The organism is Pseudoclavibacter sp. JSM 162008, from assembly GCF_041366455.1.
Classification (GTDB): Bacteria; Actinomycetota; Actinomycetes; order Actinomycetales; family Microbacteriaceae; genus Pseudoclavibacter.
Window position 1 is genome coordinate 119,870 of the sequence record NZ_JBEWYX010000010.1, and the last position, 26,713, is coordinate 146,582.

General features: G+C 69.7%; 22 protein-coding genes. 5 read left to right on the forward strand and 17 right to left on the reverse strand.

Going from position 1 to position 26,713, the window contains the following annotated elements:
• Window positions 1-21: 21 nt before the first annotated feature.
• Entirely contained in the window at window positions 22-1,338 is a 1,317-nt protein-coding gene (hisS, locus tag ABVF28_RS10415) for a histidine--tRNA ligase (RefSeq protein WP_104312353.1), read from the reverse strand.
• Window positions 1,339-1,431: 93 nt separating this feature from the next.
• On the opposite strand from hisS, the gene ABVF28_RS10420 reads away from it, so the two are divergent.
• Window positions 1,432-2,652, forward strand: coding sequence for a winged helix-turn-helix domain-containing protein (locus tag ABVF28_RS10420; RefSeq protein WP_371030403.1), 1,221 nt, complete (start codon window positions 1,432-1,434; stop codon window positions 2,650-2,652).
• A 239-nt stretch (window positions 2,653-2,891) separates the two neighbouring features.
• Here the strand turns inward: ABVF28_RS10420 and ABVF28_RS10425 are convergent, their stop codons facing one another.
• The 6 genes from ABVF28_RS10425 to ABVF28_RS10450 all read right to left on the reverse strand — a co-directional run bounded on the left by ABVF28_RS10425 (window position 2,892) and on the right by ABVF28_RS10450 (window position 10,166).
• On the reverse strand, window positions 2,892-3,707 hold the full coding sequence (locus tag ABVF28_RS10425; RefSeq protein ID WP_371030404.1) for a MazG nucleotide pyrophosphohydrolase domain-containing protein: 816 nt from the start codon (window positions 3,705-3,707) through the stop codon (window positions 2,892-2,894).
• 2 nt (window positions 3,708-3,709) lie between these two features.
• Complete coding sequence (gene mfd / locus ABVF28_RS10430; protein WP_371030405.1) at window positions 3,710-7,324, reverse strand: transcription-repair coupling factor; 3,615 nt, start codon at window positions 7,322-7,324, stop codon at window positions 3,710-3,712.
• Between the two features lie 72 nt (window positions 7,325-7,396).
• The gene (gene dtd, locus ABVF28_RS10435) at window positions 7,397-7,834 is read right to left on the reverse strand and encodes a D-aminoacyl-tRNA deacylase (protein ID WP_371030406.1); all 438 of its coding nucleotides are present in this window, start codon (window positions 7,832-7,834) and stop codon (window positions 7,397-7,399) included.
• A complete protein-coding gene (pth, locus tag ABVF28_RS10440) occupies window positions 7,831-8,424 on the reverse strand; it encodes an aminoacyl-tRNA hydrolase (protein ID WP_371030407.1) in 594 nt (197 codons plus the stop codon). The genes dtd and pth overlap by 4 nt, the downstream gene beginning before the upstream one ends.
• A 132-nt stretch (window positions 8,425-8,556) precedes the next feature.
• On the reverse strand, window positions 8,557-9,156 hold the full coding sequence (locus ABVF28_RS10445; RefSeq protein ID WP_104253694.1) for a 50S ribosomal protein L25/general stress protein Ctc: 600 nt from the start codon (window positions 9,154-9,156) through the stop codon (window positions 8,557-8,559).
• Window positions 9,157-9,332: 176 nt separating this feature from the next.
• Window positions 9,333-10,166, reverse strand: a complete 834-nt coding sequence (locus tag ABVF28_RS10450; protein WP_371030408.1) for a hypothetical protein — start codon at window positions 10,164-10,166, stop codon at window positions 9,333-9,335.
• Window positions 10,167-10,379: 213 nt separating this feature from the next.
• Between ABVF28_RS10450 and gndA the strand changes: the two genes are divergently transcribed.
• Entirely contained in the window at window positions 10,380-11,852 is a 1,473-nt protein-coding gene (gene gndA, locus ABVF28_RS10455; protein WP_371030409.1) for an NADP-dependent phosphogluconate dehydrogenase, read from the forward strand.
• A 186-nt stretch (window positions 11,853-12,038) separates the two neighbouring features.
• Here gndA and ABVF28_RS10460 read toward each other — a convergent pair whose 3' ends face one another.
• From ABVF28_RS10460 to ABVF28_RS10505, 10 genes are all read right to left on the reverse strand, one after another.
• Entirely contained in the window at window positions 12,039-12,893 is an 855-nt protein-coding gene (locus ABVF28_RS10460; RefSeq protein ID WP_371030410.1) for a formate/nitrite transporter family protein, read from the reverse strand.
• Window positions 12,894-13,042: 149 nt separating this feature from the next.
• On the reverse strand, window positions 13,043-13,780 hold the full coding sequence (locus ABVF28_RS10465) for a sirohydrochlorin chelatase (RefSeq protein WP_371030411.1): 738 nt from the start codon (window positions 13,778-13,780) through the stop codon (window positions 13,043-13,045).
• 110 nt (window positions 13,781-13,890) lie between these two features.
• On the reverse strand, window positions 13,891-15,087 hold the full coding sequence (locus tag ABVF28_RS10470) for a uroporphyrinogen-III synthase (protein WP_371030412.1): 1,197 nt from the start codon (window positions 15,085-15,087) through the stop codon (window positions 13,891-13,893).
• Window positions 15,084-16,319, reverse strand: a complete 1,236-nt coding sequence (gene cobA, locus ABVF28_RS10475) for a uroporphyrinogen-III C-methyltransferase (protein WP_371030413.1) — start codon at window positions 16,317-16,319, stop codon at window positions 15,084-15,086. The genes ABVF28_RS10470 and cobA overlap by 4 nt, the downstream gene beginning before the upstream one ends.
• Window positions 16,316-16,738, reverse strand: coding sequence for a nitrite reductase small subunit NirD (gene nirD, locus ABVF28_RS10480; RefSeq protein WP_371030414.1), 423 nt, complete (start codon window positions 16,736-16,738; stop codon window positions 16,316-16,318). The genes cobA and nirD overlap by 4 nt, the downstream gene beginning before the upstream one ends.
• A complete protein-coding gene (gene nirB / locus ABVF28_RS10485; protein ID WP_371030415.1) occupies window positions 16,735-19,320 on the reverse strand; it encodes a nitrite reductase large subunit NirB in 2,586 nt (861 codons plus the stop codon). The genes nirD and nirB overlap by 4 nt, the downstream gene beginning before the upstream one ends.
• A 304-nt stretch (window positions 19,321-19,624) precedes the next feature.
• Window positions 19,625-20,683: a magnesium and cobalt transport protein CorA gene (locus ABVF28_RS10490; RefSeq protein WP_371030416.1), complete on the reverse strand. Its 1,059-nt coding sequence runs from the start codon at window positions 20,681-20,683 to the stop codon at window positions 19,625-19,627.
• A gap of 203 nt (window positions 20,684-20,886) precedes the next feature.
• A complete protein-coding gene (locus ABVF28_RS10495; protein WP_211890167.1) occupies window positions 20,887-21,075 on the reverse strand; it encodes a hypothetical protein in 189 nt (62 codons plus the stop codon).
• A gap of 100 nt (window positions 21,076-21,175) precedes the next feature.
• Entirely contained in the window at window positions 21,176-21,676 is a 501-nt protein-coding gene (locus tag ABVF28_RS10500) for an Asp23/Gls24 family envelope stress response protein (protein ID WP_179556424.1), read from the reverse strand.
• Between the two features lie 198 nt (window positions 21,677-21,874).
• Window positions 21,875-22,906 carry an aldo/keto reductase gene (locus tag ABVF28_RS10505; RefSeq protein WP_371030417.1) on the reverse strand — a complete coding sequence of 344 codons (1,032 nt, stop codon included), beginning with the start codon at window positions 22,904-22,906 and terminating at the stop codon, window positions 21,875-21,877.
• A gap of 90 nt (window positions 22,907-22,996) precedes the next feature.
• Here ABVF28_RS10505 and ABVF28_RS10510 point away from each other — a divergent pair, with 90 nt between their 5' ends.
• Genes ABVF28_RS10510 through ABVF28_RS10520 form a run of 3 tightly spaced genes read left to right on the forward strand, consistent with a single transcriptional unit; the run spans window position 22,997 to window position 26,398 of the window.
• The gene (locus tag ABVF28_RS10510) at window positions 22,997-24,976 is read left to right on the forward strand and encodes a beta-galactosidase (protein ID WP_371030423.1); all 1,980 of its coding nucleotides are present in this window, start codon (window positions 22,997-22,999) and stop codon (window positions 24,974-24,976) included.
• Window positions 24,977-25,021: 45 nt separating this feature from the next.
• Complete coding sequence (locus ABVF28_RS10515) at window positions 25,022-25,987, forward strand: SDR family NAD(P)-dependent oxidoreductase (protein WP_371030418.1); 966 nt, start codon at window positions 25,022-25,024, stop codon at window positions 25,985-25,987.
• Window positions 25,988-26,032: 45 nt separating this feature from the next.
• On the forward strand, window positions 26,033-26,398 hold the full coding sequence (locus tag ABVF28_RS10520) for a DUF5956 family protein (RefSeq protein ID WP_371030419.1): 366 nt from the start codon (window positions 26,033-26,035) through the stop codon (window positions 26,396-26,398).
• Window positions 26,399-26,713 lie beyond the last annotated feature (315 nt).

A 26,713-nucleotide genomic window follows, 5' to 3' on the forward strand; every position in this document is an offset into this window, starting at 1 on the left:
CCCTCGTTCGGAGGTGCCAGACTACGAGTCCTGGAGCGCTTCGAAGCTGAGCGTCTCGGGCGCCTCGACGTGCTCATCCCGCACGTGAGCGACGTGCGTGAACCCCTGCTCGGCGAGCGAGGCGAGCAGGCCCCGCACGTTCTTGGGCTTCTTCGCGACCCGCACGCGCGAGGCCCCCGAGCGCACGACCGCGCCCTTGACCTTCGCGATGTCGGCGACGGATGCGCGCTTGTCGAAGAGCAGCGCGACTGCGCGCTCCTCCCCCGTCTCCGGCAGCTGAGCGAGGTCGACGATGCGCTCGAAGCCGATGGAGAAGCCGCAGGCCGGCACATCCTGGCCGAGGAAGCGGCCGATCATGCCGTCGTACCGACCGCCGCCACCGACCGAAGAACCGGACTCGGGGTGAGCGGCTTCGAAGATCGTGCCCGTGTAGTAGCCCATCCCGCGGACGAGGCTCGGGTCGAACACGAGCCGGGTCGACGCGCCAGCAGCGGCAGCAGCATCCGCGATCTCGACCATGCCGTCGACGACCTCGACGACGGCCGGGTCCTCGCGGAGCGCGCCGGGCAGGCTCGTGAGGATGGTCTCGCGGTCGAAGCGGATGCCCGACTCGAGCAGCGGGGCCCAGGTGGCGAGCGCCGCCGCGAGCTGCAGGGCCGCCGTCGCGTTGATCGTCGCGAGCTCCGCGGCGACCCCCTCCGGTCCGATCTTGTCGAGCTTGTCGATGGTGATGAGCGCGGCGCCGTGCTCGGCATCCGCGAATCCGCAGTGCACGAGCAGCGCGGTCAACAGGCGTCGGTCGTTGACTCGCATGGTGCAGTCGTCCAGGCCGAGCTCCACGAGCGCAGCCGACGAAGCCACGAGCAGCTCGACTTCCGCCAACGCCCCCGGCTCGCCGATGATGTCGATGTCGCACTGCACGAACTGCCGGTAGCGGCCCTTCTGTGGGCGCTCGGCGCGCCAGACGGGGGCGATCTGCAGGCTGCGGAAGACGCCGGGCAGCGTGCCGCGGTGCGTCGCGACGAATCGGGCGAGCGGCACCGTCAGGTCGAAGCGCAGGCCGAGGTCGCTGAGCGCGAGCGGGTCCCCAGCCTCAGCCGCGGCGGCCAGCGCGTCCCCGTCGAGCGCCCGCTTCATGACGGCGAACGAGAGCTTCTCGTTGTCGCCACCCAGCCCCGAGTGCAGCCGAGCGGTGTCCTCGACGACGGGCGTCTCGATCTCGTCGAAGCCGTGCCTCGTGTACACCTCGCGGATCGTGCCGAGGATGCGCTCGCGCCTGCGCTTGTCTGCCGGGAGGAAATCGCGCATGCCACGAGGCGGAGTGATCTGAGAAGCCATTGCACTATTCTCGCAGGATGATCGCACGCGACGGATTCGGGGGCGCGCTGTGACCGGCCTCGTCGAGATCACGCTCGAACGGCGTGACGAGGCATGACCGCCCAGCTCCCCCTCGTCAGTGCAGGCCAGGCCCGGCGCATCGCGCTCGCAGCCCAGGGCTTCGGTACCCGCAGTGCCGCGACCGAAGTCGGCACCAGGCAGCTCGGCTCGCTGCTCTCGCGCATCCACCTCCTGCAGATCGACTCCGTCAACGTGTGGGAGCGGAGCCACTACATGCCCGTCTTCTCGCGCCTCGGCGGCTACGACAAAGCCGTACTCGACCGGCTCGCGTCGGGCCGCACCCCGCGGCTCACCGAATACTGGGCCCACGAGGCGGCGCTGCTCCCGGTCGCGTCGCTCCCCCTGTTCGGGTGGCGCATGCGCGAGAAGGCGGAACGCGACCGGCGCAAGAGCGCGGAGTTCCTCGAGGGCCACGCGGAGACGATCGCGTGGCTGCGCGCCGAGCTCCGCGAGCGAGGGCCGCTCGCCGCCAGCGAGTTCGAGCACGAGGCCAACAAACGGCGCGGATCGTGGTGGGAGTGGTCAGACGTCAAGATCGTGCTCGAGTACCTCTTCCGGTGGGGTGAGCTGGCGTCAGCCCCCCGCAAGGGCTTCGAGCGACGCTACGCGCTTCCCGAGCAAGTGCTTCCCGCCGAGGTGCGTGGTGCTGAGGTGAGCACGCGCGACGCGGTCCGCGAACTCACCGGGATGGCCGCCGCCGCCCACGGCATCGGCACCACGGCTGACCTGGCCGACTACTTCCGCGTGCCGATGGCGCTCACGAAGACCGCGCTCGAAGAGCTCGCCGACTCTGGCGAGGTCCTCCCCGTGCGAGTCGCCGAGTGGGGCAAAGACGGCCAGCCCGGCCTCGCGTGGCTGCACCGGGACGCCCGCCGCCCACGCGTGATGGACGCGGCCGCGCTCCTCTCACCGTTCGACCCCGTCGTCTGGTTCCGGCCGAGAGCGGAGCGGATGCACGACTTCCACTACCGCATCGAGATCTACACCCCCGCCCACAAGCGCGTGTACGGCTACTACTCACTGCCCATCCTCCTCGGCGACGCCGTCGTCGGCCGCGTCGACCTGAAGAACGACCGCCAGTCGCGCATCCTGCGCGTGCAATCGGCGTGGAGCGAAGCGGATGCGCCCACCGATATCGCCGAACGCACGGCACTGCTGCTTCGGGAGGCGGCCGCCTGGCAGAACCTCGACGACATCGTCGTGGCCGACCGCGGCACCCTCGCCCGCGACCTCGCGGGCGCTATCACGACCTGACCTGACCTGGCGCGCTGACGCTGACGCTGACGCGCTGACATTGCGCTGGCCCAACTGCGCCGCGAGCCAACGCTGCCAGCCGATGAGCCCGTTAGGCCGCGCCAAAGCGGCCACTTGACTGGCAGCAGTTCGCGGGAGGCCGGCAGAAGCGGCCATCTGCCTGGCAGCGATGCGCGGCCGCAGCACCGGGACGAGGGGCGGCCGGACGGGGCCTCGTGAGGCGGCGCCGGTGACGGAAATCAGCCGCGTCGGGTTTCGGCCGCGCGGATGCGTTGCTCGAGTTCGCGGTTCGCGAGCCGCATCGCGCGTTCGGCGTCGAGGCCCCGCGCATCCGCGTCTCGCACGAGCGCCAGCAGCGTCCGCCCAAGTTCCAGTTCCTCGCTGACCGCGTCGACCGCGTCGGCTCCGACCGTACCGACCTCCACCCCAGGTTTCGGGATGGCTTTCTCGCTTCCGGATGGTTTGTTTTCCATCCCGAGGTGATTTCCCCATCCCGAATCGAGAGTGGTGGCGACGGATGCGGTGTCAGCCGCGACGGCGGGCGACACCGTCGCGGCGACCTGGCGCTCCTTCCCGAGGAGCTTCTGGGCGAGCGCAAGCGCCGACATGTCGCGGGGCACGCCATCGAGCACGCTCGTGCGGTCGCGCTTCTCGACGGCCTTGGCGTCCTGCCACAGGCGGATGATCTCGTCGATGTCACGGGTCGGGGTCGGCCCGAAGACGTGCGGGTTGCGGCGCACGAGCTTGTCGGCCTGCTCACGCGCGACGTCCTCGAGCGTGAACGCGCCGCTCCCCCGCGTGGAGGCTATGTCGGAATGGAAGAGCACCTGGAAGAGCACGTCTCCCAGCTCCTCCTTGATGTCGGCCGGGTTGTCGTCCTCGAGGGCCTCGACGAGCTCCGCCGTCTCCTCCGTGAGGTACTTCACGAGCGTCGCGTGCGTCTGCTCCTCGTACCAGGCGCATCCGCCGTCGCCGCGAAACGCCCCGACGACTTCAAGCAGACGGAGGAGCTCCGGATGCTCGCAGTGCCCAGACCGCTCGCTCGCGTCGGCCACGGCTACTTCGCCTCCGCGTCGCTCGTCACCTCGACGGTCTCGTCTTCCACCTCGAAGATCGCCGTGAGGATGCCGCGCACCCAGATGAGCATCTCCTCGTCGCTCGGCAGGGTGCCGTCGCGGCCCTCGAGCACCGGGATGGCGAGCGAATGGGTCGCATCGACGACCTTCGATCCTGGGTACATGCGGCGGAGGCGCATCTGCTTGGAGTCGCTGAGCTCGGCGGGCCCGATGCGCAGCGTCTTGCCGAAGACGACGAGCTCGCCGAGGCCGGCCTTGACGGCGAGGCGACGCAGCTTCGAGACCTCGATGAGGCGCTGCACCTCGATGGGCGGCTCGCCGTAGCGGTCCTGGAGCTCCTCGAGGACGAGCCCGATCTGGCCGGGCTTCGCGTTGGGGCTCGAGGCGCTCGACAGCTTCTGGTACGCCTCGAGGCGCAGTCGCTCGCTCGCGACGTAGTCTTCCGGCACGCGTGCATCCACGGGGATCTCGAGGCGCAGCTCGGTCTGGCCTTCCGCGACCTCGCCGCGGAACGTGTTGACGGCCTCGCCGATCATGCGCAGGTAGAGGTCGAAGCCGACGCCCGCGATGTGTCCGGACTGCTCGCCGCCGAGCAGGTTTCCGGCGCCGCGGATCTCGAGGTCCTTGAGCGCCACTTGCATGCCGGAGCCGAGCTCGTTGTTCGCGGCGATCGTCTCGAGGCGGTCGGTGGCGGTCTCCGTGAGCGGACGCGTTCCGTCGTACAGCAGGTACGCGTAGGCGCGCTCGCGGCCGCGGCCGACACGCCCGCGCAGCTGATGCAGCTGGCTGAGGCCGTACCGCTCCGCGTCGTCGATGATGAGCGTGTTCGCGTTGGCGATGTCGAGGCCCGTCTCGACGATCGTCGTCGACACGAGCACGTCGAACTTGCGCTCCCAGAAGTCGACGATGATCTGCTCGAGGCGTGCCTCGCTGAGCTTGCCGTGGGCGACCGCGACACGCGCCTCCGGCACGAGCTCGGCGATCTCGGCCGCGACCCGGTTGATGGATGCGGTGCGGTTGTGCACGTAGAAGACCTGGCCCTCACGCAGCAGCTCGCGGCGGATCGCGGCTGCGACCTGGCGGTCGGACTTGGCGCCGACGAACGTGAGGATCGGGTGCCGGTCTTCCGGTGGCGTCGCGAGGGTCGACATCTCGCGGATGCCGGTGACGGCCATCTCGAGGGTTCGCGGGATGGGCGTTGCGCTCATCGCGAGGATGTCGACGTTGGCTTTGAGCTTCTTGAGCGCGTCCTTGTGCTCGACGCCGAAGCGCTGCTCCTCGTCGATGACGATGAGCCCGACGTCCTTATACGCGATCGAGTCGGTGAGGAGGCGATGCGTGCCGATGACGATGTCGACAGAGCCGTCGGCCAGCCCGCGGATGGTCTCCTCGGATTCCTTCTTCGACTGGAAGCGGCTGAGCGGCTTGATGGTGACGGGGAAGCCCGCCATCCGCTCGGAGAACGTCTCGTGGTGCTGGCGCACGAGCAGCGTCGTCGGCACGAGGATGACCACCTGCTTGCCGTCCTGCACGGCCTTGAACGCGGCGCGAACGGCGACTTCCGTCTTGCCGAAGCCGACATCGCCGGAGACGAGGCGGTCCATGGGGATGGGCCGCTCCATGTCGCGCTTGATCTCGTCCACGGTCTGGAGCTGGTCGGGCGTCTCGACGAAGGGGAACGCCTCCTCGAGCTCATGCTGCCACGGCGTGTCCGGCCCGAACGCGTGGCCCTTCGACGCCATGCGCGTGCTGTAGAGCTTCACGAGCTCCACGGCGATGTCGCGGACCGCCTTGCGCGCCTTGCCCTTCGCGGCGGACCAGTCGGAACCGCCCATCTTCGACAGGGCTGGCGCCTCGCCGCCGACGTACTTGGTCAGCTGGTCGAGCTGCTCGGTGGGGATGAAGAGCTTGTCGCCGGGCTGCCCGCGCTTGGAGGGCGCGTACTCGATGAGGAGGTACTCGCGTACGGTCTTTGGGGCGTTCCGGCCGCCGGCCTGCACCTCTCGCTGTCGCAGCTCGATGAACTTGCCGATGCCGTGCGTCTCGTGCACGACGAAGTCGCCCGCCTTGAGCTGCAGCGGGTCGACGACCGAGTTCGTGCGGCGCCTGGCGAGCTTTTTCGGCTGCCTGGAGTCGTAGCCGACGGAGCGACCGAAGAAGTCGGTCTCGGTGACCAGCGCGAGCTTCTGCCCGGGCACCTGCACGCCGGTGGAGACGGGCGACTGGGTCAGGTAGGCGACGCCGGTCTCGAGTTCGTCGGGGAGCTCATCGACGAGCCGTGCCCCGTCGCCGTGCTCGGAGAGCAGCTGGCTCGCGCGCTCGACGAGCCCTGGCCCCTGGCTCGTGACGACGACCCGCCAGCCGTCCTTGAGGAGAGCCGACACGTGCTCGATGGCGCCGTCGGCATTGCCGGCGAAGGTCGGCACGGCGTCGCCCTCGATCTTGACGGCGAGGATCTCGCTCGCGTCGAGCTGCTCCTCCGGGATCTCCAGCGACTGGAACGGCGACAGCGACCACCACGGCCTCGCGCCGCGGGCATCCCGCAGCCCTGAGACGGTGAGGAAGTCGCCGGAGCTGAGGTCGATGGGGGCGTCGGCGCCGGCCGTCGCCGCGCTCCAGGCGGCCTCGAGGAACTCGTGGTTGGTCTCGGAGAGGTGGACGGCGCGCGTGGCCACTCGCTCGGGCGAGAGCACCGCCATGGCGGCGTCCTCTGGCAGGTAGCTCGTGATGGGCACGAGCTCGCTCACGAGCGCCGGCGCGAGCGACTCCATGCCCTCCGACGGGATGCCCTCGGCGATCTTGGCGAGCATCTGCTGGAGGTTCGGGAACTCGTGCTGCATCTCGCGAGCCCGCTGGCGAACGCTCTCCGTCAGCAGCAGCTCGCGCGCCGGCGTGATGAGCGCCTCCGTGACCTCTGACTCGAGCGAGCGCTGGTCGGCGACCGAGAACACTCGGATCTCGTCGACCTCGTCGCCGAAGAAGTCGATGCGCAGCGCGTGCGAGGCGTCTGGCGGGAACACGTCGAGGATGCCGCCGCGCACGGCGAACTCGCCGCGGCGGGTGACCATGTCGACGCGCGAGTAGGCGAGGTCGACGAGCTGCAGGGCGAGGCTCGAGAGATCGTTGCCGCGGGAGCCGCGCTCGAGGCGGATGGTCGTGGCCGCGTCGAGACCGGGCAGGAGCGGCTGCAGGGCGGCGCGCACGGAGGCGAGCAGCACGAACGGAGACGTCCGCTCGCTGGCCTTCCACTCGGTGAGCTCGCGCATCGCGCGCAGTCGCTTGCCCGTCGTCTCGACCGATGGGCTCAGGCGCTCGTGCGGGAGCGTCTCCCAGGCGGGGAACTCGGCGATGTGGGCGTCCGGGACGAACGTCTGCAGGTCTGTGCCGAACTGCTCGGTCTCGCGGCTCGTCGCCGTGAGCACGAACAGCATGGGTGCCGCGCCGAGCTCGGCCTGGCGCGCAGTGAGGAGGTTCGCGATGAGCGGCGCCCTCGCCCCGTCGACGAGCGAGAAGTCGGTGTCACGACCGGCCCGCCCCATGGCGCGCTCGAAGGAAGGGGTGGACTGGATGGAGCGTACGAAGCCGTGCAGAGTCACTCGGGGAATTGTACGCGCCGAGGCGAAGATACTTCCTACAGTGCCCAGGCTCGCTGTCCCGCTGTCGGCGATCTACGCCAGGTCTGCCGATTCGAGGAGCACGGTGAAGGGACCTTCGTTGACGCTCGCGACCTTCATCATGGCGCCGAACTCACCGGTCTCGACGTGCACTCCACCCTCCCGGAGGGCCGCGACGAACGCGGCGACAAGCGGCTCCGAGTGGGCCCTCCCACTCGCGAGCGACCACGACGGCCGTCGCCCCTTGCGTGCATCCCCGTAGAGCGTGAACTGACTGACGACCAGCGCCGGAGCGCCGGTGTCGAGCACACTCTTCTCGTCGTTCAGGATGCGCAGCCCGAGCACCTTGCGGGCGAGCTTCGCCGCATCCGCGTCGGTGTCGGTGTGCGTGACGCCGACGAGGATCAGGAGTCCCGGCTCGTCGATGCGGCCGACGGTCCGCTCGTCGACCGTGACGCTCGCCTCGGTGACGCGCTGGATGACGAGCTTCACGCGCCCGCTGCCGTGTGCACGCGCAGCTGAGCGGCCTGGATGCCGTCGCTCGCGATCAGCTCGACGGCGTCCGCCGCGTCACCGACGAGCACGGGGAGGACCTCGCGCTCGCTGCCCGCGAAGTCCTTGAGGACGAAGTCGGCCGCGTCCTGCCGGCCCGGAGGACGCCCGATGCCGATACGCACGCGCAGGTAGCTCGGGTCGCCGAGTGCCGCGCTGATGTCGCGGAGGCCGTTGTGACCGCCGTGGCCGCCACCGACCTTCAGCTTGAGGGTGTCGAACGGGAGATCGAGCTCGTCGTGCACGACGATCACGTGGTCGACGTCGACCCCGTAGTAGTCGACGAGCTGCGAGACCGGCCCGCCCGAGGTGTTCATGTAGCCGTTCGACTTCGCGAGCACGAGCTTCGGCCCACCCGGGGCCGTGCGCCCCTCGGCGGTGCGGGCGTTCGCCTTGTTGTGCCGCGAGAAGCTCGCGCCGAGTCGCTTCGCGAGCTCGTCCACGACGAACTGACCGACGTTGTGCCGGTTCTTCGCGTACTTGTCGCCGGGATTGCCGAGCCCGACCACGAGCCAGGTGTCTGCTGCCATGCTGCAAAGCCTTTCATGCGACGGGATGCGCTGCGCGGCGACCCGTGGGATCTCTGGAACGCGAAAGGCGGACGGCCGGAGCCGCCCGCCTTTCGACGAAGTTGCGTCGAGTCGACGACGCCAGACGCGAGATTACTCGGCGGCTGCTTCTTCGGACTCTTCGTCCTCGTCCTCGTCCTCGCCGCGAGGCGTCTGGATCGAGACGAGGGCAACCTCTTCTGCGTCTTCCGCGAGGTCGACCAGCTCGGTGCCCTCGGGCAGCTTGAGGTCTTCGCGGTGGATGAGTGTGCCATCCTCGAGGCCCTCGACCGAGACCTCGATGAAGCTCGGGATCGTGGTGGCGTCGGCCGAGACGAGGATCGTCGTCGCGTCCTGCACGGCGATCGTGCCGGGGAACGGGTCGCCGACGAGGTGCAGCGGCACGTCGACCTCGACGCGCTCGCCCTTGCGGATGACCGCGAGGTCGAGGTGCTCGATGATCTGACGCACCGGGTCGCGCTGGACGTCGCGGACGAGCGCGAGCTGCTTGTCGCCTTCGATGTCCAGCTCGATGAGCGCGTTCGCCTTGCGGATGAGCAGCATCGTCTCGTGACCCGGGAGGGTCAGGTGGCGGGGCTCGGTGCCGTGGCCGTAGAGGACCGCGGGAATCTTGCCTGCGGCGCGGATCTTGCGTGCCGCACCCTTGCCGAACTGGTTGCGCAGTTCGACGCTGAGCTTGTTGGTCTCTGCCATGTTGTCTCCTTGGTGGTGGTTCTCGACAGACTGAGGAAGCGTGTGGAGGCCCATTCAAGGACACATCACCGCGTCGATCACGGGCCTCACGGCCCCTCGCCGAAGTTCAGCCCCCCACTTTACGTCATTGAGCGCGCGGGTGGGCACGTTCTTGCAAAGCTCGGCTGAGCTCCCCGTCAGAAGCCGACGGCCTTGCGCCAGCCGTGGCGGCGAGCGCTGCTCACGGCGGCGCCGGCACCCAGCATCGCGAACCCGAAGACCACCAGCTCTGCGGCGAGCAGCGAGACAGCCATTCCGGATGCAGGGCCCGCGAACAGTGCGAACGTCGCGAGCTGGTCCTGCCACAGCGGCGCGGCGGCGATGGCGGATGTGAGCTGGGCGTGGAAGAGGAACGAGGCGAGCCCCGCGAGGACGGACAGCGCCCCCGCGACGACCGACCCGGTTCCGGACAGTCGCATCGTAAGTGCCATGAGGAAGAAGCCGACGGCCGCCAGCATGGTGACGAGCATCGTCCAGACAGGTGAGACTCCCCCACCGTCCCCGATGAAGCTGCCTGCTGACGACGAGACGCCGGAGACGATGATGAGCAGGGGGATGGCGCTGAAGGCGACCACGCAGATGGCGTAGAGGGGCACGGCGAGGAAGACGGAGCCGATGCGCGCCCAGACGCTGGGGCTGGCCGACTCGCGGGCGCGGCCGTACTTGTTCGCCTGCCCCCGCGCATCCGTCTGCCCCGGCTGCTGCGCGGCGGGTGGCTGCTGCCTGCCCTCCTTGGGCGTGCGGGTCGGAGCGACGGGTGCCACCGCGGGCGGCGGTGCCTGCTGCGGGATGACGCGGGTCGATTCCTCGCTGCCGGCGTAGAGACTCGACGACGAGCGAGCGGATGGAGAGCTCGGCGTCGCACGCGTCCTCGGCATCGCCGTCGTCGGCTGCTCGTCGGTGATGGCGTCGCCATCATCGTCTGGGCGCCCGAAATCGTAGGCTCTCGTGCGGGCGTCGTGATCAGCCACTGAGTGTCTCCCTGTCTAGGTGCTCGCGGTCGCGCGCACCGCCAGATCTGGTCCTGGCCGTGCGCCGAGTTCGGCGACGTTTCGTCATGTTCGGAAATCGTTGCCGTGCTCGTGCCACAAGTCAGCGTACGACTGCCCGTCGTGCAATACCGTGGAGTGTCCCGTGCATCGCCCTGACGGGAGACAAGCATCCACTCTGAAAGAGACGCATCTATGACCACTGACGCTGCCCCCTCGATCTCCTCGGAAACCGGCTCGTCCCCCAGCGCGAACATCGGCGTTGTCGGCATGGCCGTCATGGGCTCCAACCTCGCCAGGAACCTCGCGAGCCGCGAGGGCAACACCGTCGCGGTCTACAACCGCTCCCCCGAGCGCACCCGCACGCTCGTCGCCGAGCACCCCGAAGCAGGATTCGTGCCCTCCGAGTCGGTGGCCGACTTCGCAGCGTCACTCCAGAAGCCCCGCACCGCGATCATCATGGTCCAGGCAGGCGCCGGCACCGACGCGGTCATCAACCAGCTCGTCGAGGCGTTCGAGCCGGGCGACATCATCGTGGATGGCGGCAACGCCCTCTTCACCGACACCCGCCGCCGCGAGGCAGCCGTACGCGAGACGGGCATCCACTTCGTGGGCTGCGGCATCTCCGGCGGCGAAGAGGGGGCCCTCAACGGCCCCTCCCTCATGCCGGGCGGCACTGCCGAGTCGTACGAGACGCTCGGCCCCATCCTGCGCACCATCGCCGCGGTCGCGGAGGGCGAGCCCTGCGTCACCCACGTCGGCACCGACGGCGCCGGCCACTTCGTGAAGATGATCCACAACGGCATCGAGTACGCCGACATGCAGCTCATCGCCGAGGCCTACGACCTCATCCGCCGCGGCACCGGCAAGTCCCCCGCCGAGATCGCCGAGATCTTCGCCGAGTGGAACAAGGGCGAGCTCGAGTCGTACCTCATCGAGATCACCGCGGAGGTGCTCCGCCAGGTGGACGCCGACACCGGGAAGCCACTCGTGGACGTCATCCTCGACGCCGCCGGCGCCAAGGGAACGGGCGCTTGGACGGTCCAGACGGCCCTCGACCTCGGCGTGCCCGTCTCCGGCATCGCCGAAGCCGTGTTCGCCCGCTCCGTGTCCTCCAAGCTCGAGCAGCGCACCGCATCCCGCACCCTCCCCGGCCCCGACGGCTTCCAGGTCGAGGACGCCGACGCGTTCGTCGAGGACGTGCGCCTCGCGCTCTACGCGTCCAAGATCATCGCCTACTCGCAGGGCTTCGACGCCATCATCGCCGGCGCCGAGCAGTACGGCTGGGACATCAAGAAGGGCGACATCGCCGCGATCTGGCGAGCAGGCTGCATCATCCGCGCCCGCTTCCTGAACCGCATCACCGACGCCTACGCCGAGAACCCGAACCTCGTGGCCCTCGTCACCGCGCCCTTCTTCACCGACGCCGTCAACACGGCCCAGGCGGCGTGGCGCCGCGTCGTCGTGCAGGCAGCGCAGGCCGGCATCCCCGCCCCCGCCTTCTCCTCCAGCCTGTCGTACTACGACGGACTGCGCGCCGAGCGCCTCCCCGCCGCCCTCATCCAGGGACAGCGCGACTTCTTCGGCGCCCACACCTACAAGCGCGTCGACCGCGACGGCGTCTTCCACACCGACTGGTCCGGCGACCGCACCGAGCACAACGCGTAGCTCGCCGCTAAGAAGGCCCCGTCCTCCCAGCATCAGCTGGGAGGACGGGGCCTTCGGTGTCTTGACGAGCGCAGACCCGCCTCGTCCTGATGTTGTGCCCTACCGCGAGTCGCTCCAGTGGGTCGCTGTTCTGCTCCTCCGGCGACCCTTCGGGGCGACTCGCGCCGCGTGAGGGACAGGCGAGGGTCAGACCGCGGCGGGGGTCTTCGCGTCGGATGCGGCGTTCTTCGGCACGAGGGCACGGGATGCTCGGGTGCGACCGTGCGTGTAGTAGAGCGGGAGTCCGACGAAGAGCAGTCCGCCGACGAGGTTGCCGACGACCGTGGGGATCTCGTTCCAGATGAGGTAGTCCATGAGCGTGAAGTCGGCGCCGAGGAGCAGGCCTGAGGGGAACAGGAACATGTTCACGATGGAGTGCTCGAAGCCCATGAAGAAGAACAGCATGATGGGCATCCACATGGCGATGACCTTGCCGGAGACGCTCTTGGAGATCATGGCGAGGGCCACTCCCGTGGCGACCATCGCGTTGCAGAGCACGGCGCGGACGAAGAGGGTGAGCATGCCGGAGGCGCCGTGCTCGGCGTAGCCGACGGTCCTGCCCTCGCCGATGTGCCCGATGGCCTCGCCGACCTCGTTCGGGGGTGTTGCGAAGCCGTTCGTCACGACGATGGCCATGAGCACGGCGATGGTGAACGCGCCGAGGAAGTTGCCGACGAACACGAGGCCCCAGTTGCGGAGCACGCCGCGGAGGGTGACGCCCGGCCGCTTGTCGAGCCAGGCGAGCGGCCCGAGCACGAAGACCCCCGTGAGGAGGTCGTAGCCGAGCAGGTACAGCATGATGAAGCCGACGGGAAAAAGCAGGGCGCCGAGCAGCGGGACGCCGGTCGTGACGCTGACGGTCACGGCGAAGGCGGCCGCGATCGTGAGGAACGCGCCTCCCATGGTCGAGCGGATGATGGTGTCGCGGGTCGACAGGAAGATCTTGCTCTCCCCGGCATCGATCATGGTGGTGACGAGGTCATTCGGCTTGACGTAGGACACGGGTTCCCTTTCGCTCTGGCGATGCTCTGCGGCCATGTTCGGCCCGATATCCACAAGCTATTGGGGTGCAGTTTCGGCCCCGTGGCTCGTGCGGTGCGTTCTGGTTTCTTTTCCCTCTCGCCCCCGCCGCGGGGCTGTGAGAAGTGCGTTCAGACGGGGGCCGCGGCGGGGACGACGGCGTCGAAGCGCTCGAGGATGATGTGCGCGATGCGGTCGTCGACGCCGAGGGGTGCCGCCACGATGTCGCCGCCCGCCTCGGTGACGCGGTCGTGGAAGTAGCCGGGGGTGAGCAGGTAGCTCGCGATGCTGACCCGCCGCGCCTGGGCGCCTCGCCGGCGGCGCACGCCTGCCGCGCCTCGAGCGAGCTGCACCGCCGCTGGCACGCGCGGGTCGAGGGCCGCTCCGTAGCCGAGCACCGCATCCGCGCCGCCGATGGCGTTGAACTGCTCGCGCAGCTCGTGGAAGCGGGGCACGGCGGCGGCCGCCGTGGAGCCCGCGACGGCAATGACGACCCCGTCGTCGGCACTGCCGCCAGCTTCGAGGAACCGGTCCCACAGCAGCTGCGAGAGTCTGGGGTCCGGTCCGAGGGGCGCCGCGACCGAGGTGCCGGGTCGGGCGGCCGCGGCTTCCGCGATGTCGACCTGCGTGTGGAAGCCGACCGTGAGCAGCACTGGCACGATGACGACATCAGCGTCGGAGGGCAGTCCGGCGAGCACCTCGACGAGGCTCGGCTGCTGCACGTCGACAAACGCCTCGACGACCTGCACACTCGGCCGCATCGCCTGCGCGCGGCGCAGCAGCTCGCGGATGACGGCCTGACCTTCGGTGTTGTCGGTTCCGTGGGATGCGCCCACCAGGATCGTCTGCCGCGGGTGCTGCTCGTTCATTCGGTGCTCGCTCTCTGTGCTGATGCTCGTTCCTGATGGTCGTCCGTCCATGTGCGCGGTCACGCGGGGCCGTGACATCGCGCGGGCTTCGGTCACGTTGCGCTGCACGCTCACGTCGCGCGGACGCGCAGCCGGTAGCCGCGCTTCACGACGGTCTGCACGATTGCCCGGTCGCCGAACGACTCACGGAGGCGCGCGACGGCGACGTCGGCGGCATGGTTGGTCGTCGGGTTGCCGGGCAGCCGAGCGAGGATCTGCTCGCGGCTCACGACGCCACCCGGGTTGCCAGCGAGCAGCCGCAGCACGCGCAGCGCTCCGGGTGAGAGCTCGACGACGTCGTCGCCGATGACGGCGCAGCTTGAGCGGAGGAAGAGGCGGCCAGCCTCGGTCTCGATGCCCTCGGCCGCTCGCTGGGCGTAGTGCTCGATGAGCTCGCGGATGAGCGCGCCGAGTCGTCCGCGCTTCGGCACGACGGGCTCGATGCCGACGGCCCGCAGGGGCGCCGCGGTGATGGGGCCGACCGCGACGGTGACCAGCGAGCCGTCACGGCAGCGTGCTTTGAGCCGCTCGAGGGCTCCGGAAGTCCCCACGTCAAGCGCGTCCTCGGCGTCTGCCGGACCCGACTCGTCCGCGAAGGATCCGAGCCACGCGGAGACCCCGGGAGCCGAGGTGAAGACGATGGCGTCGACCTCGCCGTCTGCCGCCTTGAGCGCCCACCGAGCGAGTAGCGCAGGGTCGGCTGGCGGCCCCCACTTGTAGACGATGAGGCTCTCGACGTCGGCGCCCGCGACCGCGAACTGCTCGTCGAGGCCGTCGGCTCCCGAGCCGTGGTGCTGCAGGGCGATGCGGGCGCCCTCGACTCCCTCGGCGAGAAGGAACTGGGCGAGTTCCGCCGAGGTCTCCGATTCGGCGACCCAGTCGGCGTTGAGCCCTGCCGCCTGGATCGCCCCGCGCGCTTTCGGGCCTCTCGCCACGATGCGCGCGCGGGCGAGCACCGCGACGAGATCCTCGACCAGCCCGTGTGCATCCGCCGCGTCGATCCAGCCGCGGAAGCCGACGCCCGTCGTCGCGACGACGATGTCGGGCGGGTCGGCGATGACGCGCTTCGTCGCGTCGAGGAGGTCGGCGTCGTCTTCGACCGCGGTCATGCTGAGCGACGGCGAGTGGCGGATGATGGCCCCGCGTCGCTCGAGCGCCGTCGCGAGCTCACCGGAACGGCGGTCGCTCGTCACGACGACGACGACGCCGGCCAGGTGCTGTTCCTGGGGTGCGCGGCCGCGCGACCCGCTCGCGGGTTCGAGGCTCATGCTGACAGCGCGTCCTGTTCCTGGAGCGACCGTGTCGCCTGCAGGAGGCCGAACTGGGCGACCTCGCCGATGACGATGATGGCGGGGTTGGCGACACCGACGTTGCGCGCCGTGGCGTCGATCGTGCGCAGGCTTCCCCTCGTGACGCGCTGTCGAGGGGTGTGGCCGTTTTCGACGATGGCGACGGGCATGTCGTCGCGCACTCCCGCATCCACGAGCTCCTGGCAGATGCGGCCGAGCGCTGAGACGCCCATGAGCACGACGAGCGTGCAGGTGTCGCCCTTGACGGAACGGAGGAGCTCGGCGCCCAGGCGCTGGTGCCCGGTCACGACCTGGAAGGAGTTGGCGACGCCGCGGTGCGTGACGGGGATGCCGGCGGCCGCGGGCACCGAGATGGCGCTGCTGATGCCGGGGACGACCTCGACGGCGATGCCTTCCGCGTTGCACGCGAGCACCTCCTCGCCGCCGCGCCCGTACACGAACGGGTCGCCGCCCTTGAGCCGCACGACGACAAGCCCCTGCTGGGCCTTCTCGACGAGGATGCGGTTGATCTCCTCCTGCGGCACGGGGTGGTGGGTGGGCTGCTTGCCGACGTCGATGATCTCGACCTCGGCGGGGAGCTCGGCGAGCACGGAGCGCGGGCCGAGGCGGTCGGTCACGACGACGTCGGCTTCCGCGAGCGCGCGCCGCCCGCGGAGGGTCATGAGGTCGGCGTCGCCCGGTCCCCCGCCGACGAGCACAACCCTGCCGGCACCTGGTCGGTGCCTGCGCAGGTCGACGTTGCCGGCGCGGAGCCCTTCGGCGAGCTGGTCGCAGATGAGGCGGCTGCGGCGCGGGTCGGCGCCCTCCTTGGAGACGACGCCGATCTCGACGGCCCCGGCATCCGAGGTCGCCGGGGTCTTGGCGCTGCCGGCGGAGGCGTCGCTCGCGTTCACACACCACACGCGGCGCTCGTTCGCCCACTCGGCGACGAGGAGGTCGGTGGCCCTGTCGCCCGTCGCGGTGTGCACGAACCAGGCTCCGTCGAGGTGGTGTGCCTGCACGGGCTCCTGCAGCCAGGTCGCGAGCCCGTCGGCGACGAGACCGCCGAGCGTGCCGCCGAGCTCGGGGGCCACGACGGTGACGGATGCGCCGGCCGTGACGAACTTCTGGGCGCGTCTCGCGGAGACGGCTCCTGCCCCCACGATGAGGACGTCGCGGCCGGTGAAGTCGAGGGCCATGAGCGTGCTCATCGCGTCTGCCTTCCCTCGAGGCGCAGGCTCAGGTCGACGAGGACCGTGCCGTCGTCGTCGATGCGCACCGGGTAGGTCGCGAGGGTGCGCGCGTCCTTGCCGACGGTGTCGAGGCACTCGCCCGTGGCAAGGTCGAAGATCTGCTTGAACATCGGGGAGGCGACGGTGACGCGTCCGCTCCTGGAGCCGACGAGGCCGCGGCTCATGACCTGCGAGCCCGAGTACGGGTCTGCCTGCTGGACGGCGAAGACCCGCTCGTCGCGGAGCCGGAACAGCGCGATCTGGGTGCCGTCCAGGATTGCGGCGACGCCACGCTCGGGGTGGAGGGCGTCGAGGGGGCAGACCGCGATCCAGTGCTGGCCGGCGTCCTCGGAGGGGCGTTCGCGGGTGGCGCTGCGAGTGTCGAGTGCGATGGTCATCGTCGGACCTCCAGGGTTGTTCCTGCGATTACTGTTCCGGCGCTTCGGTCGGCCTCGTTGGCCGGGCGGAGCTGGCCGCGCTCCGGCACGTAGCCGAGCGACGGGTCAGGCGTGGTGGGGGCGTTGACGAACGACACGAACCGCTGCATGACCTCGGGATCGTTCAGCGCCTCCTGCCATTCGTCCTTGTAGTTGTCGACGTGGTTCGTGACCATGGCGTCCAGGTCGGCGGCGATGCCGAGGCTGTCCTCGAGCACGACCGCCCGGAGCGTGTCGATGCCGCCGTCGAGGTCCTCGATCCAGCGCGCGGTGCGCTGCATCCGGTCGGCGGTGCGGATGTAGTAGCCGATGAATCGGTCGATGGCGGTGATGAGCTGCTCGTCGTCGAGGTCCTCCACGAGGAGCTCCGCGTGGCGGGGCGTGAAGCCGCCGTTGCCGCCGACGTAGAGGTTCCAGCCCTTCTCGGTGGCGATCACGCCGACGTCCTTGGCGCGCGCCTCGGCGCACTCGCGCGCGCATCCGGAGACGCCGAACTTCAGCTTGTGCGGCGAGCGGAGGCCGCGGAAGCGGAGCTCGAGGAAGATCGCCATGGCGACGGAGTCCTGCACGCCGTACCGGCACCAGGTCGAGCCGACGCACGACTTCACGTTGCGCAGGGCCTTGCCGTAGGCCTGGCCCGACTCGAAGCCCGCGTCGATGAGCTTCTTCCAGATCTCGGGCAGCTGCTCGATGCGGGCGCCGAAGAGGTCGATGCGCTGGCCGCCCGTGATCTTCGTGTAGAGGCCGTACTCCTTGGCGACGGCGCCGATCGCGATGAGCCCGTCGGGGGTGACCTCGCCGCCGGGGATGCGCGGCACGACCGAGTAGGTGCCGTCCTTCTGCATGTTCGCCATGACGTGGTCGTTGGTGTCCTGCAGCGCCGCCTGCTCGCCCTTGAGGATGTGCCCGTTGCCGAGCGAGGCGAGGATCGAGGCGACGACGGGGCGGCAGATGTCGCAGCCGCGTCCGCCGTTGCCGTGGCGTTCGATGATGCTCGTGAAGGTGGAAAGTCCCGTGACGCGCACGGCGTCGAAGAGCCCGGCCCGGGAGAGCGCGAAGTGCTCGCAGAGCGCGTTGCTGACCTCGACGCCCGTCTTGGCGAGCTCGGTCGAGAAGATCTTCTTCACGAGCGGCACGCAGGAGCCGCAGGCGGTGCCCGCGTTCGTGCAGGCCTTGACTCCGGCAAGGTCGGTGCAGGCGTGGTCGGTGACGGCGCCGCGCACCGCGCCGACGGAGACGTTGTTGCAGGAGCAGACCGTGGCGTCGTCCGGCAGGTCGCCGCCCACCTCGGGCATGCCGTCGGCGGGCAGCAGGTAGGCGGCCGGGTCGGCACCGAGCTCGCGCCCGACCATGGGGCGCAGCGAGGTGTAGGCCGAGGCGTCCCCGACGAGCATGCCGCCGAGCAGCACCTTGCCGTCGTCCGACATGACGAGCTTCTTGTAGACGCCGCCGACCGGGTCGGCGTACGTGACCTCGAGCGCGCCCGGCGACTCAGCGAAGGCGTCCCCGAAGCTCGCGACGTCGACCCCCGTGAGCTTGAGCTTCGTCGAGAGGTCGACGCCGGGGAACGTCGCCGCTCCCCCGGTGAGGCGGTTGGCGACGACCTCGGCCATCGAGTAGCCGGGGGCGACGAGGCCGAAGCACTCACCGCCGATCGAGGCGACCTCGCCGATCGCCCAGATGCTGGCGGCGGATGCGCGGCACGCCTCGTCGACCTCGATGCCACCGCGAGCGCCGAGCGTCAGCCCGGCGTCGCGAGCCAGCTCGTCGCGGGGCGTGATGCCGACGGCGAAGACGACGAGGTCGGCGAGCTCGGGCTCGCCGTCCGGGAAGTCGAGGCCCGCCGCGCGGCCGTCGGCGTCGAGCACGACCGCACTGGCGCGGGACCCGGTGCGCACATCCACCCCGAGGTGCTCGATGAGGAGGCGCAGCGACTCGCCGCCGCCCGCGTCGAGCTGGGCCGACATGAGGTGGCCGGAGGACTGCACGACCGTGCACTCCGCGCCGAGAGCGACCATGGCCCCCGCGGCCTCGAGGCCGAGCAGGCCGCCGCCGACAACCGCGCCGCGCACCGTTCGGCCGAGCCGCTGTGACAACTCGGCAACCTCGGCCTTGAGCGCGACCACGTCGTGGACGGTGCGGTACACGTGCACGCCGGGCGCATCCACCCCGGCGATGGGCGGCTTCGCGGCGGACGATCCGGTGGCGACGACCAGCTCGTCGTAGTGCTCGGTCGCGCCGAGCGACGTCACGACCGTGCGGGTGCCTGGGTGGATGCTCGTGACCGTCTCGGAGGTGCGGAGCGTGACGTTCGGGTGCGACCACATGAGGGGCCTGCCCAGCTCCAGGGCGGCCGGCTCGACGCCCGAGAACGTGCTCGTGAGCTGCACCCGGTCGTACGGCCGCCACGGCTCGTCGCCGATGACGGTGATCGCCCACACCCCGTCGGAGTCCTGCGAGCGCAGCGACTCGACGAAGCGGTGCGCGACCATGCCCGCGCCGATCACCACGACGTGACGGGAGCGCGGTGCCGGGGGGAGCATGTCGCGAGCGTAGGTCTGGGATGTTTCGTCACCGTGCGGCAAATGTTTCGTGCTCATCACAGCTCGTCCCGGTCGCTTCGAGTTGGTGTGCGCATGCTGGCTCCTCCGTGGATGAACGGCGACGGTCGGTCGCTGACATGCTCAGAGCGTAGAAACCGCATGTTTCACGGGGTGCGTGCTGCTGTTTCCCCGAGGCAACTTCCTTGGCACACGGATCCGGGGAGGGTGTGAGAAGTGGGAAACCGAGAATCGGTGTGCCGGCCGCCGCGTCCGACGTGACGGAGTCCGCGAGCGCGGCCGTCGACTACAGCCACTTCCTCCATTTGAAGACCGACCACAGGGTGACGGCCAGGCCGAGCATCGCCAGCAACGAGAGCGGGTAGCCCCACTCGGCGTCGAGCTCCGGCATGTTCGTGAAGTTCATGCCGTACACGGTGCCCACCAGGCTCGGCGCGAAGAGGATCGCCGCCCAGCTGGTGATCTTCTTGATCTCCTCGTTCTGCGCGATGCTCTGCTCCGACAGCTTCTTCGTCTCCTCGCTCTGCGCGAGGCTCGCCTCCGAGAGTTCCCGCATCGCCTCGTTCTGCTGCTGCGTGACCAGCGTGCTGTGCACGGTGAGGGCGTTCTCGAGGAGCACTCGGAACGAGTCGGCGCGCTCCGCGATGCGCAGCGCATGGTCCAGGACGTCCCGGTAGCGAGCGCGGATCTCCTCGCTGGTGTGGTACTTCTCGGCGCCCCGCAGGAGCGCTTCGAGGATGGTTCGCAGCGGACTCGTCGCGCGTTGGAAGTTGATGACCTCGCCGAGGAGTTCGTAGATGCGGCGCGTGACCCGCTCGTCGCCCGCGAACAGCTGGTCCTCGATCTCGTCGATGTCATTCTCGAGACCGGCGGTCACCGGGGCGTACCCGTCGACGACCTGGTCGAGCACCGAATAGAGGACCGCCTCGGGACCGAGGCTGAGGAGCGCCGGGCTCTGCTCCATCCGGTGCCGGACGTCGCCCAGCTCCGGGCGTGCGGCCTGCCTGACCGTGACCACGAACTCGGGGCCGACGAACAGGTGGATCTCCCCGAAGTGGACCGTCTCGGTGGCGTCGACGTACCAGGCTGGTCGGAGGACCACGAAGAGGGTGCTGCCGTAGCGTTCGATCTTCGGTCGCTGATGCCCGACCCGTGCGTCCTCGACGGCGAGCGGATGCAGGTTGAACTCCTTCGCGACGGCGTCGAGTTCCTGGTTGCTTGGCTGGAAGAGGCCGATCCAGGCCATCCCCGCATGCTCGCGGAGCTTCTCGAACGTCTCGTCGAGTGTTGCCGGCGTGAAGCACCGACGCCCTTTCACGTAGATCCCGTTGTCGATCAAGGCCATGGGCTGCCCTCCTAGCACGTCGGATGTCGGTGAGGCGTCGTCCGCAGTCCGCGACCGCGACACGCGCCCCCGAACCCACCGCGGACCGACCCTACGCCCACTTCCCCGCTGACGGGAGCGAACCTGCGCGAGACCGCGTTGAGGAGTACCTCGCCGACCTTTGGAGGTGCGCGGCAGCTCGGCGGGATCGGCTCAGGTTCGGGTCAGCGCCGACGGCTGCGCTTCGACGACGCGCGCTTCGAGCGTCCGCCCCGCTGAGCGCTCCCGGGCTTGCCGTGCTTCGAGCGCTTCGACTGCTTGGCACGCGACGCGGCCTGCTGCTCGCGCTTCTTCTTGGCGCTCTGCTTCTTGACGACGATTCCGAGCACGAATGTGACGATGCGGAGGAACATGGTTGCCTGCTTTCGGTGAGGTGAGATCGTGCGGGGTTAAGTGCCGCGGCCTGGCCACCGAACGGCGGCCAGGCCGGCTGAAGAGGTGAGGCGGTGAGAGCTACTGGACGCGAGCTTCGGCCGGCTCGTCCTGCTCGTCGCTCGGCAGGTGCACGTCGTTGATCGTGACGTTGACCTCGGTGACCTCGAGGCCGACGATCGTCTCGATCGCACGGATGACGTCGGCGCGCACGCCGTTGGCGACATCTTGCAGCGCGACCGGGTACTCGGCCACGATGGTCACGTCGACGGCGACCTGCGTCTCACCGACCTCGACGCTCACACCCTGGCCCTGGTCGGTGGCGTTGATGGCGTTGCGGATGGCACCGATGGCGCGGGCTGCGCCACCGCCGAGGTCGTAGACGCCGTGCGCCTCGCGGGCGGCGATGCCGGCGACGCGGGCGACGACGCTGTCGACGACCGTCGTCGTGCCGTGGCCGGTTGCGACCTCCGAGCCGGTGCGGCTGGTGGGAACGACACTCTTGTCAGTGGACCCCGTGCCCGCCTTGGACGGAGCGACGACGCTCGGGGTGGCAGTCGTGTTGGGGGTGACGTTCGACATGTGCGGTTCTCCTTGAGATCGAGCCCTGGTGCGTGTGCACCGATCGGGGGCGTTACAGAGGAGACGTGCGCCGACGCCGGAGCGTCACAAAGTTCCTGTGGCTCTCGGCGGACACTCAGGGAACGGGGCAGGGGGAGATCAGCACGGGCCGGTCAGACGCACGCGATCGACGAGACCGAGCACCGTCTCAGCCGGTACCTACCTGGCGACCTGGCCCGTGCCGTCCACCGCCAGTGGGTCGATCTCCGCGAGCTCGGCTTCCGTGAGCCCGGGTGCATCCAACGCGGCGACGTTCTGCTCGAGCTGCGCGACGCTCGAGGCACCGATGAGCGCGCTCGTGACCTGCGGGTGGCGCAGCACCCAGCTCAGGGCGAGCTGCGCGAGCGTCTGGCCGCGGCCGGCGGCGATCTCGTTCAGCGCGCGAGCCCGCGCGAGGTACTCGACGTCGATGCCAGCGGCCGAGAGGAATCTCGACGTGGCAGCGCGCGAGTTCTCGGGCACCTCGCCGTCGAGGTAGCGATCGGTGAGCAGGCCCTGCGCGAGCGGTGAGAAGACGATCCCGCCAGCTCCCACCTCATCGAGCGCCGGGAGCAGGCCCCGCTCGATGTGGCGGTCGAACATGGAGTAGCGCGGCTGGTGGATCGTGAGCGGGATGCCGTGGCTCGCCAGGATGCGCGCGGCCTCGCGCGTCTGGGCGGGGTCGTAGTTCGAGACCCCGACATAGAGTGCGCGCCCGGAGGTGACGGCAGTCGCGAGCGCTCCCATGGTCTCCTCGAGCGGCGTCTCGGGATCGAAGCGATGCGAGTAGAAGATGTCGACGTAGTCGAGGCCGAGGCGAGCGAGCGACTGGTCGAGCGACGCGAGCACGCTCTTCCGCGAGCCCCACTCGCCATACGGTCCTGGCCACATCGCGTAGCCGGCCTTCGACGACACGATGATCTCGTCCCGGTGGGCGGAGAGGTCGGCCGCGAGGATCCGACCGAAGTTCGCCTCCGCCGACCCTGGCGGCGGCCCGTAGTTGTTCGCGAGATCGAAGTGCGTGATGCCGAGGTCGAACGCGCGGCGGATGATCGCGCGCTGCGTCTCGACCGGCCGCTCGCGGCCGAAGTTGTGCCACAGGCCGAGGGAGAGCTCGGGGAGCTTCAACCCGCTTCGCCCCGCTCGTGCGTAGCGCATCCGCTCGTATCGATCGGCGGCGGCGGTGTACTCGGAGTGCGCGACTGCGGTCATGGTTTGATTCAGCCACTTTCGCATTCGTAAGTCAATGGCGTGCCTCGTTTACGATGACGTAAGCTCGTTCGGGTGAAGACATCGACGTGGATGCCCGGCCGCCAGACAGTCCGCTTCGGCGGCGACTACAACCCAGAGCAGTGGCCCCGCGAGGTGTGGGATGAGGACATCCGCCTCATGCGAGACGCCGGCGTGAACCTCGTCAGCATCGGCATCTTCTCGTGGGCACTGCTCGAGCCAAAGGAAGGCGTCTACGACTTCGCGGTGCTCGACGAGATCATCGACCTCCTGCACACCGCAGGCATCGACGTCGACCTCGCCACCCCGACGGCCTCGCCGCCGGCCTGGTTCTACCGGAAGTACCCGCATTCGAGAGCCGTGACGCGCGACGGCATGCCGCTCGCCTTCGGGTCGCGCGGCATCGTCAGCCCGAGCTCCCCCGAGTACCGACGCGCTGCGACGGCGATCGCGGCGAAGCTCGCCGAGCGCTATTCCGAGCATCCGGCAGTTGTGCTCTGGCATGTCCACAACGAATACGGCACCCCGGTCACGGAGAGCTACGACGACGCCTCCGTCACCGCGTTCCAGGCCTGGCTGCAGGAGCGCTACGCGACGCTCGAGACCCTCAACGTGGCGTGGGGCACGAACTTCTGGGGCCAGCGCTACGGCGCCTGGGAGGAGATCGATGCGCCGCGAACCTCGGGCACGGCAAGCAACCCCGCCCACCGCCTCGACTTCGCGCGGTTCAGCTCGGCGGCACTGCTCGAGTGCTTCAAGGCCGAGCGTGACGCGATCCGCGAGCACGCCTCGCAGCCGATCACGACGAACTTCATGGCCGGCATGTGCCCCAGCGTCGACCTCTGGCGGTGGGCCGACGAGGTCGACATCGTCGCCAACGACCACTACCTCTCCGCCGAGCAGCAGGACAACCACATCCAGCTGTCACGCGCCGCCGACCTCACCCGCTCGCTCGCGCGGGGCAAGCCGTGGATCCTCATGGAGCACTCGACGTCGGCGGTGAACTGGCAGCCGCGCAACATCGCGAAGCGACCGGGCGAGATGCGTCGCAACAGCCTCGCCCACGCGGCCCGCGGCGCCGACTCGGTGCTCTTCTTCCAGGTGCGGGCCGGGCAGAAGGGCGCCGAGAAGTTCCACTCGGCGCTCATCCCGCAGGCCGGCGAGACGTCGCGCAAGTGGCGGGAGTCGGTGGCGCTCGGCGCCGACGTCGCCGCCCTGGCGCCGGTCCTCGGCTCGCGAGTGGATGCGCGGGTCGCGATCGCCTGGGACTGGGAGTCGTTCTGGGCGCAGGATCTCGACTGGCGCCCCTCGGTCGACCTCGACCACCGGGAGCGCATCGAGGCCTTCTACGCGGCGCTCTGGCGCCGCGGGGTCACGGTCGACTTCGTGCATCCCGCCGCCGACCTCACGGGGTCCGACGTCGTCTTCGCCCCCGCGCTCTATCTCATCGAGGACGATGCGGCGGCGAACCTGCGCGAGTACGCGGCGCAGGGCGGCACGCTGGCGTGCTCCTACTTCTCCGGCATCGTGTCGAGCAACGACGATGTCCCCACCGGCCCCTACCCCGGCCAGCTCCGTGAGGTGCTCGGCCTCGTCATCGAGGAGTTCCTGCCCCTGCGGGCCGGCGAGCAGGTCACGCTCAGCGACGGTGCGCGCGGGCGCGTCTGGAGCGACGACATCGAACTGCGGGGCGCCACGAGCGTCGCCGAGTTCGCCGACGGCCCGGGCGTCGGCCGTCCGGCGGTCACCAAGAACAGCTTCGGCGACGGCACGGCCTGGTACCTCGCCACCGCGCTCGACGGCGCCGACCTCGACGGATTCGTGACGCGGGTGCTCGGTGCGGCGGTCGACTACTCCCCCGTCGGCGACGTCGAGCGCGTCGTGCGCCGCGGTGACGGCGTCGACTACGTGTTCCAGATCAACCATGGGGTGCAGGATGCGGGGGCCGGGGTCTCGGGGCGTGACCTGCTGACGGGCGAGTCGGTCTTGTCGGACGATCCAGTGCCAGCGGGCAGCGTCCGCGTCGTGGCCGTCCCTCATGCGCAGTCTTGACGGCCCCACCAGGGATCCGCAACGCTGAACTGGTAGGAACAGGCCATGACGGAAACGGACTCCCCCACGTTCGACGCAGCATCAACCGCCCTCGAAGTCGTCGATGGCGTGGACCTCAGCGGCAAGACGGCGCTCGTCACCGGGGCGAGTTCCGGCATCGGCGTCGAGACGGCCCGGGCGCTCGCGGCGGCGGGCGCGCACGTCACGCTCGCCGTGCGGGACACCGAGGCGAGCGAGCGTGCTGCGGCCGAGCTGCGAGCCTCCACCGGCAACGACGACGTCCGGGTAGTGCACCTCGACCTCGCCGACCTCGCCACGGTGCGTGAGCTGGCCTCAACGTGGGCGGGACCCCTGCACCTGCTCATCAACAACGCCGGGATCATGCACACCCCGGAGCTCCGCACCCCGGACGGCTGGGAGCTGCAGTTCGCGGTCAACCACCTCGGGCACTTCGCGCTCGCCAACGCCCTCCTCCCCGCGCTCACCGAGGTTGGCGACGCGCGCATCGTGGCCGTGAGCTCGAGCGGCCACGCCTCGAGCGGCATCCGCTTCGACGACCCGTTCTTCGTGCGAGATGCCTACGACCGCGGGCTCGCCTACGGCCAGTCGAAGACCGCGAACGTGCTGTTCGCGCTCGAGGCAACCAGACGCTGGGCGGACCGCGGCATCGCGGCGGCGGCGCTCATGCCGGGTGGGATCTGGACGAACCTGCAGCGGCACTGGGACCCGGAGGTGCTGGCCGACATGAAGCGACGCTTCCCGACCAAGACGCCGGAGCAGGGCGCCGCGACTTCGGTGTTCGTCGCGACGCGCGCAACGCTTGGACCAGGCACGCCCGCCTACTACGAGGACTGCCACCCGGCGGAGGTGGTCGATGAGATCGTCGACGGCGTTCACGGCGTCGTCCCCCACGCGCTCGACGAGACTGCCGCGCGGCGCCTGTGGGAGCTCTCCGAGTCCCTCCTCGCCAATGAGGCGTCCAGGTCTGCCGAGCCCGGGCTGCCAACCTGAAGGTGGAGCGACTTCGCGACTGAGAGCACACGGGCAGGAACGCGTGTGCACCTCGACCTGAACGGGTGGTCGGCGCTCATCGCGTACCTGGCTGGCCCCGAGTACGTGACCCAGCGGCCCGCGACCTACCCGACCCACAGCCGAGACGGACATCCACTGGAGCCCGCCACGGACGAGATCCGCACGCTCATCCATGTCACGACCGCCGAATACCTCGCTCACGCGGGCGTTCCCGAGCAGCCATTCGGCGTCGACTGGGAGATCAGCCTGCCCGCAGGAGTCGACGAGGGCAGGCTGCACGGAGCGTGCATGGCCGCCCACCACGCGATCGACCCGAACAACGGGCGCCTCGCGGCCCAGCGAATGCTGACCGCGCTGCGGGAGGTGCTGGCGGAGCCGGGACGCGGGTAGGTGCGAGACGCGCTCGGGTACCGAAGGGGAAGAAGACCCCCCGGGTGCGGTTGCGTTCTGATCAGCGCACGAGGTGGGCCTACCGAGACGACGATCGACTCGTCGCCTCGTCGTGATCCCCGGGCGACGACCACGGGCCTCCCTTCACGGGAACCTCAGTCTGAAGAAAAGTTATCGACGAGTCCGCAGAATGTCGGTGGTTGTCCGTAGTGTTGGGGGCATGCAACAGCCCCGCGAGCACGACCTCCCGAACCCGGGGTTTGACCCTTCGGATCCGGCGTCTGTTGCTGCGCGTAGGTCGGACATTCTGGCGTT